This window comes from Bacillus sp. HY001, from assembly GCF_007558965.1.
Lineage (GTDB): Bacteria > Bacillota > Bacilli > Bacillales > Bacillaceae_G > Bacillus_A > Bacillus_A mobilis.
In genome coordinates this window covers 1-272 of sequence record NZ_VLTE01000395.1, presented here as the reverse complement: position 1 = coordinate 272, position 272 = coordinate 1, and the positions used below count along the sequence as shown (strand labels likewise).

General features: G+C 37.1%; 1 pseudogene. It reads left to right on the top strand.

Annotated features, from left to right (window positions below):
• Positions 1–210 (top strand): annotated as a pseudogene (locus FOT98_RS31915) (S-(hydroxymethyl)glutathione dehydrogenase); the annotation flags it as partial.
• Positions 211–272 lie beyond the last annotated feature (62 nt).

Genomic DNA, 272 nt, shown 5'->3' with positions numbered 1-272 from the left:
TTAGTAACAGGTCGAGTATGGCGTGGTTCTGCTTTTGGCGGCGTAAAAGGTAGAACGCAGCTTCCAGGAATGGTTAAAGATTATATGGATGGTAAAATTGATATCGATTCGTTTATCACACACCACTTAAACTTTACAGACATCAATGAGGCATTTGAATTGCTCCATAAGGGTGAGTCAATCCGTACGATGTTAACATATGAAAAATAATGAGTATATTCAAGGAGGATAACGACATATGACTACCACTAAATTACATCCAAGATTAGATA